This is a genomic window from Luteimonas sp. A534 (genome assembly GCF_054072805.1).
Window position 1 is genome coordinate 1 of sequence record NZ_JBSVRR010000011.1, and the last position, 6,979, is coordinate 6,979.

General features: G+C 57.6%; 9 protein-coding genes. All 9 read right to left on the reverse strand.

What is annotated here, in order from left to right; translation table 11 throughout:
- Positions 1–483: 483 nt before the first annotated feature.
- Positions 484–822: a tRNA-binding protein gene (locus ACW5F0_RS14460; RefSeq protein ID WP_191728689.1), complete on the reverse strand. Its 339-nt coding sequence runs from the start codon at positions 820–822 to the stop codon at positions 484–486.
- Between the two features lie 72 nt (positions 823–894).
- Complete coding sequence (locus ACW5F0_RS14465; protein WP_457000006.1) at positions 895–1,302, reverse strand: hypothetical protein; 408 nt, start codon at positions 1,300–1,302, stop codon at positions 895–897.
- Between the two features lie 129 nt (positions 1,303–1,431).
- The gene (locus ACW5F0_RS14470; protein WP_457000007.1) at positions 1,432–2,082 is read right to left on the reverse strand and encodes a hypothetical protein; all 651 of its coding nucleotides are present in this window, start codon (positions 2,080–2,082) and stop codon (positions 1,432–1,434) included.
- Positions 2,083–2,143: 61 nt separating this feature from the next.
- On the reverse strand, positions 2,144–2,530 hold the full coding sequence (locus tag ACW5F0_RS14475; protein WP_457000008.1) for a hypothetical protein: 387 nt from the start codon (positions 2,528–2,530) through the stop codon (positions 2,144–2,146).
- Positions 2,531–3,001: 471 nt separating this feature from the next.
- Positions 3,002–3,466: a hypothetical protein gene (locus ACW5F0_RS14480; protein WP_457000009.1), complete on the reverse strand. Its 465-nt coding sequence runs from the start codon at positions 3,464–3,466 to the stop codon at positions 3,002–3,004.
- A gap of 68 nt (positions 3,467–3,534) precedes the next feature.
- Positions 3,535–3,900 (reverse strand): hypothetical protein, encoded by a 366-nt coding sequence (locus tag ACW5F0_RS14485; protein ID WP_456966252.1) that lies wholly within the window; start codon positions 3,898–3,900, stop codon positions 3,535–3,537.
- Between the two features lie 598 nt (positions 3,901–4,498).
- On the reverse strand, positions 4,499–4,780 hold the full coding sequence (locus ACW5F0_RS14490) for a hypothetical protein (RefSeq protein ID WP_457000010.1): 282 nt from the start codon (positions 4,778–4,780) through the stop codon (positions 4,499–4,501).
- Positions 4,781–4,798: 18 nt separating this feature from the next.
- Positions 4,799–5,350, reverse strand: coding sequence for a hypothetical protein (locus ACW5F0_RS14495; RefSeq protein ID WP_457000011.1), 552 nt, complete (start codon positions 5,348–5,350; stop codon positions 4,799–4,801).
- A 463-nt stretch (positions 5,351–5,813) separates the two neighbouring features.
- Positions 5,814–6,200, reverse strand: coding sequence for a ribonuclease E inhibitor RraB (locus ACW5F0_RS14500; RefSeq protein WP_457000012.1), 387 nt, complete (start codon positions 6,198–6,200; stop codon positions 5,814–5,816).
- Positions 6,201–6,979: the final 779 nt, after the last annotated feature.

Here is a 6,979-nt window from a genome sequence, read left to right on the forward strand (position 1 = left end):
AAGTACGCGCTCATATGTGTTTGAGGCCTAACGCCTGAATTAAGCCGCGCCGCGAAGCGGCGTCGGCTTGAATGAATTGTTAGGCGCCAACCGACGTTCCGACCGTGGCCGATGCCCCGCCCAAGTGTGCGATCTAAAGCGAGCCGACAGCAACTGCCGCCAAGCAGACGAAACCGACCGAGAACGATGCGATTCTCTGCCACGTTCTTGCGACTCGATCCGTCACCAGAACATAGCCCGAGACAAGAACAAGTGCGAGCAGGCCAACCAAGGCCACGACAAGTGTCCACGTGGCCCCCTGCCAGATAAGCGGATTCGGGGGAAACGTAACGAGGACACCAACAGCAGCCGCTGAGATGCCAATGGCAACCAGAATGAGTGAGCTTGTGGATATGAACTTGCGCATTTCTGCCATTGGCGCCTAACACCAGAATTAAGCCGTGCCGCGAAGCGGCATCGGCTTGAATGACTTGTTAGCCGCCACTACAGCAGCCTCGTACCAAGTGGAACTGCCTGATCGGGCACGCAGAGCGCAACCTCCCCCTGCTCATTATGGAACCCGGTCACCAGACACTCGGACATTAAAGGGCCTACCTGCTTGCGAGGGAAGTTGACGACGGCTACCACCAGCTTGCCGACAAGCTCCTCAGGTCGATAGAGCGCCGTGATCTGTGCGCTGGACTTCTTGACGCCAAGGTTCTTGCCAAAGTCCACGTGCAAGACATAGGCGGGCTTTCGCGCCTCCGCAAACACCGACGCGCTGACGACCCTGCCAACGCGCAGCTCAACTTTCAGGAAATCGTCGAAGCTAATGGTTTCCACGCAGCTCTCTCTCACAGCGGCTAACGCCAGAATTAAGCCGCGCCGCGAAGCGGTGTCGGCTTGAATGAATTGTTAGGCCGCACCTGCGCCCCGGATCTTGGCTAGCGCCGCTGCCCCCAACGCCCAGAGCAAAGTAGAGCATGAGCCGGCAAAGACCGCCACGCTAAGCACCAGCCATATGGAGCCACGCCCGCCGCTGAAGTTGAGCTGCGGATTACCCGCGAGGGCGACTGATACGGGAAGCCAGAGTACGGCCCCGAGTAGCGAGACGAGAGAGGCGACGCGTAGCGCAGAGCCCCGAATGCTGTGTACAAGTGCCAGGCCCGCCAGGGCACAGAGCCCTAAAGCGACCAATCCATTGCCGAGTGGCAAGCCACCAAGCAGAGGTGTCTCGAGGTAAGGCGCGCCACGGACGAGCGACAGCACGACAAAGGCAACGAACGCCACAAGCACCGAAACGATCACGCTCTTCTTGATCATGCTTGCGACGGCACCCGACTGCGGCCTAACGCCTAAGCTAAGCCGCGCCGCAGCGGGGCGTGAAGCATGTGGCAAGCTTTACCTGCCACATGGTTTGCGCCCCGATGTGGCGTCGGCTTGAGCGCATTGTTAGAGCCCGCTTCTGCGCGCTATTTCAGCAACGAGCTCTGGGTTTTGCTTGGTAAACGTCCAACCCTTGAGGTACTCGAACAATGCATCTGTGGATGCAAGAAAAGCATCAGCCATCTCAATCCAGAGATCGTCATCGAAGTGGTCGTCTGTAGGGCCGATCACGATACCGATGTTCCCATCTTCAGAAGGCGTCCAAACGGAGAAAATGTGTCGTTCCGATAGATGGACGAAGCCAGAAGTTGCTTCATATACGCGAGGCATCCACTCGTACTTCTTGCCAAGGGTATCTACGAGATACTTGTCAGTCATTCTGGCCCCGGTACGATCTTTGATGTTCCTCACATGAACACCCTCCAGAACGCTTTTTGCGAAGTCGTGAGGCCTTTCGACGATGAACGCAGCAAAGAAACGCAAGCATGTGTCGAGCTGCAACCTTACGAGTGTTGCGGCACAGAGATAGTTATTAGCTCGCACAAGGCAAGCGAACCCGGCGCACAGCGACATGGAGCGCTTGAAAGCAGCTTGAGCGAGAAGATCCAACCCGAAGATCTTGCCGTCGTCAGCTTTCATCATCTCCATGAGGTGTGTCAGGTGTAGCTCTCGCAAGCTCTCGATGTGCGTGATCTTTTCGTCCAGGGCGGGATTCATGTGCGGGCTCTAACGCCTGAATTAAGCCGTGCCGCGAAGCGGCATCGGCTTGAATGAATTGTTAGGCCGCGCTAACGCGACGACGGAAGAGCAGCTTTGAGATGAAACACGACAAGAGAATGGCGCAACCGAACAGGAAGACCCCCAAGGAAGAGAGCATGACTTTGCCGTTGACCACACCGAAGATCATCTCCACCGATGCACATGCCACGACATACGCCCCGAGAGCCACAACACCAATGAGTAGGTGCTGAGAATACTTGCCAAGAAGGAAAGCAAACAACCAGGCAATAAGCTGGAAGCACGCGACCGAAAGCAGCAGCTCAGGAATGGCAAGATTAGACGCATTCTCGGCCTCTGGCGCCGTGATCAAAGACCGGGAGCCAGTGGCACCTACAACCGCACCGACTAAGCCAGCAGTGATCCACAAGATGTGACGAATCTTCATTAGCGGCCTAACGCTTGAGTTAAGCCGACGTGCGTAGCGGAGCCAACAACATGGCAAGCTCTACCTGCCATGTTGTTGGTGTAGCGAAGCGCGTTCGGCTTGAACGAATTGTTAGGCGCGATCATCGCGCGGAAGTGAAGCGCGGACAAGGCCGCTTGAACCGAAGCCTGGACAGCCGTGCGCACCCCGCGAACTGTCAGCAGCGAACTCCCCGAAGCCACACCCGCTGGGCCGGCAATGTGTCCGCGTCCACGCGCCGCACGCGGCAACCGAAGCCGACGAGCGAACCGATGCGATGCTTGAGTGCGCATACAGAGGAGTGACCGAAGCCGGCCGCCCGAAGCCCGCGGCAATCGGGGTCGAATGGCCACCAGATGTCACCGAAGCCGCGAACCGCTTTAGCTCTAGCTTTGACGCGCCTAACGCTTGAGTTAAGCCGACGTGCGTAGCGGAGCCAACAACATGGCAAGCTCAATCTGCCATGTTGTTGGTGGAGCGAAGCAGGTTCGGCTTGAACGAATTGTTAGGCCAGCCGCCAAGTTTTCCGAGTTTCCATAGCCACATTGAGTACGCTAGAAACAATACACCCAGGAGCACGGTCAGTACGTCGCCAAATGAATCTCGCAAACCCATCTCGATGAGGTAGAGACCGATATAGGTAGCGAACGATAGAGCGGCTAGCTTACGGCCAAACGCCAAAAAGACGCCGCCGAGGAACAGGGAGAACGGTAGCACTAGCATGGCGAGTAACGTCACGAGCGGTGCTTGTCTGAGTCCCATTTCAGACACGACTTGCAGCACCGCAAACAACATACCTAGAAACTGCAGCACGCAGAAGGCAGCTATCAGTAGCGAAAGGACGAGTTGCAGCCAATCACGTCTAGACGGGCTTGGCGACACGACGCGTGTTGCTGGTGCTCTGTAGGGATTGCTCATGAGTCTCCGTGCGGGCCTAACGCCTGAATTAAGCCGCGCCGCGAAGCGGTGTCGGCTTGAATGAATTGTTAGGCCGCATTTGCGACCTTTGGCAAGTAGAAGTACGCCACTAGAAGAGTCGCGGTGAAGAACAGAGCCAAGAAGTAGTTTACGGCCGCTATGAGCAAAGCCGTTTGGATCTTGCCGCTGGCGGGGCGCCGCGAGCGCCACATGAGCAGGCCCGCCGCAGCCGACGCCGTTGCGACCGCCCACGTGACGGGCTGTACAGCAGGAAGCCAGCCCGCGTGGACCTGCGCTATGGCCGGGACCACTGGACCGAACGAACTCAAGTGTGCGGCAGGGTACAGAACCAGGACAGCCGACACGAGGCCGCCAACAACGAGCACCGCGATGATGCTGGACATGTAGATCAAGATTGCGATGAACTTGAACATGAGGCCTAACGCCAGAGTTAAGCCGAGACGCGTAGTGAAGCGAAACACACGGCAAGCTTTACCTGCCATGTGTTTTGCGTAACGAAGCGGCTTCGGCTTGAACGACTTGTTAGGCCGCTGCACGCCGAGCTTGCGCCCGACCTTGCGACAGCCCAACCCCTGAGCCGAACAGTACAACAAGTCTGGCCGAGCGGCCTGAGGCTGGCATTTGCCGGGGCCACAAGCAGAACACTCGACTCGCGCGGCCAAGAGCTCTCACTGCGCCCCGTCCGAAGCCGACTCGGCCGGTCAACTCTTGCGGAGAGTCGCGCCTGTCCGGAGCCGAGCTGCTGCAGGGCTTACTGCCGATACCTGCACCGCGCGTGCGAGGTGCAAACGCTGCGGATAAGCGAGGCGCTACAGATTGCCTGGAACCCGGCAACGACAGTGCGGGAAACAACGCCTAACACCTAAGTTAAGCCGAACCGCGTAGTGGAGCGAACCACATGGCAAGCTCTTCCTGCCATGTGGTTTGCGTAACGAAGCGGTTTCGGCTTGAACGCATTGTTAGGCGCCAACCCGCGCCTGCCCCATCTCACCCCGCCGGCAAGTGTGCGACCTACAGCAGGCCGACGGCAACCGGCACGAGACACGCTAGGCCGAGCAGGAATGATGCGATGCGCTGCCACGTCCTTGCAGCTCGGTCCGTAGCGAGAAGATAGCCCGTGAAAAGGACGAGCACGAACAGCCCAATCAGCGCTGCCAAGAGAGTCCATGTAGCCGCCTGCCAGATGAGCGGATCCGTGGGAAACGTAAAGAGGATGCCCGCAGCAACCGCAGAGATGCCGGCGGCAACCAGAATGAATGAGCTTGTGGATATGAGCTTGCGAAATGCTGCCATTGACGCCTAACGTCTGAGTTAAGCCGCGCCGCGAAGCGGCGTCGGCTTGAACGAATTGTTAGAGCGTAGACCAATTGGTGGGTCACAGTTATTTGAGTACGAAACAACCGAGCCAACAAGCGAGTGACACTGGTAGTGTCTTTCGTTGCCGCGGTAGCCCATGTAGATCAGGAACGTGATCGAACCATCTGCGTTGTGCTGGACATGGCTTGGCGCGCCGGGAAGGTAGCCGAGCTGTGATGCCTGAATTTGGCCGTTTGAACCGGCCGAAACCTTGTATAGGTAACCATCGTTTGTCCCTAGATGAGCCAGCCCGGTTAGGACAAAGATGCCTTCCCTGTTCTCGACGATGCCATGCACATTCTCTCTAAGAAGTGCTGTGACCTTACCGCTTTGATCTTGGTAGGCCAGGTAGCCGGTGAACTCACCGCGATCAGCGCCAAGCAGCTTTCCGTTGAACGCACGTAACGAATGCTCCGCATCTCCCACTGACAAGGGAGACACGCTCGGCGGCTCGACGTTTGAGCAACTTGTCAGAACCATCAGCAGCAGGGCAGCGCGAAGATGCATCTTCTGGGCTCTAACGCCTGAATTAAGCCGCGCCGCGAAGCGGTGTCGGCTTGAATGAATTGTTAGGCGCAACTGTAGCCGAAGCCGAGGACGTTACGCACCCGAGGCCAGGCCGAAGCTATTGACGGGCTTGCCTGGAACAACACGCCGCCGTGAACAGAGAAGCTGCTGACGCAGAGCACCTTGGTCGCGTGGCCGAACTGCAGCGATCTGACTCCCGCCCGAAGCCGCGCTTGGTCAAAGCGAGGTATGGGTCCGAAGCACCAGAACAGCCGAAGCCGAAATAACCCGACGCCAACACTCACCGCGCGTGCGGGCTGCACCAGCGAAAGATCGCCCGGTCGCAAAGTGACCGGTTGCTACAGGAACCCAGAATTGCCGCTACTGCGATGCTTCTAAGCGCCTAACGCCTGAATTAAGCCGCGCCGCGAAGCGGTGTCGGCTTGAATGAATTGTTAGGGCGCTACTCGACCACGCCCGTACCCCAGCCATCATAGTCACCGCCATGCTTGGCAGCTACGGCCTCAAGAGTGCGCGTGGTGGCAGTCATTGCCTCAAGTTGAGGTGCCATCACGCGGGTCGCATGAATCTGCCATTGCGACTGCCCAGGTGGGCGATCTAGTGACGCAATGGTGTAACCAAGCTGTTCAATCTCAGCGGCTGCAGCCTTGGCCTTTGACTTGCTCGGAAGGAACATGAAGAAGTCAATGCTGTGAGGTTTTGAGATGTCCGATCCGGCCGCAACAAGATTCTCAACGACGCGAGCGTCCTGCTGCTCTGCAACGGACTGAGCCGAGCAGACACCAGCAATGAGGAGAAAGAGCCAGGTCAGATGACTGATAATTTTCATAGCGCCCTAAAGCTCAAGTTAAGCCGAATTGCAGCGCGTAGCCGGGCACATGGCAGGCTTTTTCTGCCATGTGGCTGGCGTAGCGATGCAATTTCGGCTTGAACGCATTGTTAGCTTGCACTGCGGCGCACCAAAGGTAGACGTGCGGCCAGTGCAAACCCGATAGCTATTGTGGCCCCCAAAATTGCCGCCGAGCTGAGGGAGCCACCGACACATTGCCACCGGTGAGTGGCGCACCATTGATTGTAAGGGGCTACAGCGGGCCAGATTGAGAGTATTACCGCGACTAACTGGCTGACAGCAACGCAACCAGCCAATGAGACGAATCCTATGCGACGCAGTCCAGCAAGCGCCGGCAAGCCGACTGCAGTAAGAAAAAACACTACGAATGGTGTCGTGAGGATAAAAAGATAGAGAGTCCAACCGAGAAGAAGCTGATGAGCCTCCGCGGCGCTTACGTGCCCAAGTGAGACCTTTGTGCGTCCAAGAAAGTATGAGTCGATTGCACAATAGATCAGTAGAGTGATCAGCGCGCCCAAGTACCCAAACGCAAGGCGCTTGCGACCTAGTCCAAGGAAAAGCGCTGAAGATGGCGGACGCTTGCCTCCGGCAACGGCAAGGAAAACGAGAACGCCGATGCCAATCAGCACCGGCAGAAAAAAGTAGGCGACTGCGAAGTCTGTGGCCATGCAAGCTAACACCTAAGTTAAGCCGAGCCGCGAAGCGGCTTCGGCTTGAACGCATTGTTAGGCCGCCGCTGCCAGACACCGCGAACACCC

What these genes read in the sequence shown, in the direction of transcription:
- ACW5F0_RS14465 (WP_457000006.1), bottom strand. Translation starts at nt 1,302, where the DNA reads ATGATCAAGAAGAGCGTGATCGTTTCGGTGCTTGTGGCGTTCGTTGCC.
- ACW5F0_RS14470 (WP_457000007.1), bottom strand. Translation starts at nt 2,082, where the DNA reads ATGAATCCCGCCCTGGACGAAAAGATCACGCACATCGAGAGCTTGCGA.
- ACW5F0_RS14475 (WP_457000008.1), bottom strand. Translation starts at nt 2,530, where the DNA reads ATGAAGATTCGTCACATCTTGTGGATCACTGCTGGCTTAGTCGGTGCG.
- ACW5F0_RS14480 (WP_457000009.1), bottom strand. Translation starts at nt 3,466, where the DNA reads ATGAGCAATCCCTACAGAGCACCAGCAACACGCGTCGTGTCGCCAAGC.
- ACW5F0_RS14485 (WP_456966252.1), bottom strand. Translation starts at nt 3,900, where the DNA reads ATGTTCAAGTTCATCGCAATCTTGATCTACATGTCCAGCATCATCGCG.
- ACW5F0_RS14490 (WP_457000010.1), bottom strand. Translation starts at nt 4,780, where the DNA reads ATGGCAGCATTTCGCAAGCTCATATCCACAAGCTCATTCATTCTGGTT.
- ACW5F0_RS14495 (WP_457000011.1), bottom strand. Translation starts at nt 5,350, where the DNA reads ATGCATCTTCGCGCTGCCCTGCTGCTGATGGTTCTGACAAGTTGCTCA.
- ACW5F0_RS14500 (WP_457000012.1), bottom strand. Translation starts at nt 6,200, where the DNA reads ATGAAAATTATCAGTCATCTGACCTGGCTCTTTCTCCTCATTGCTGGT.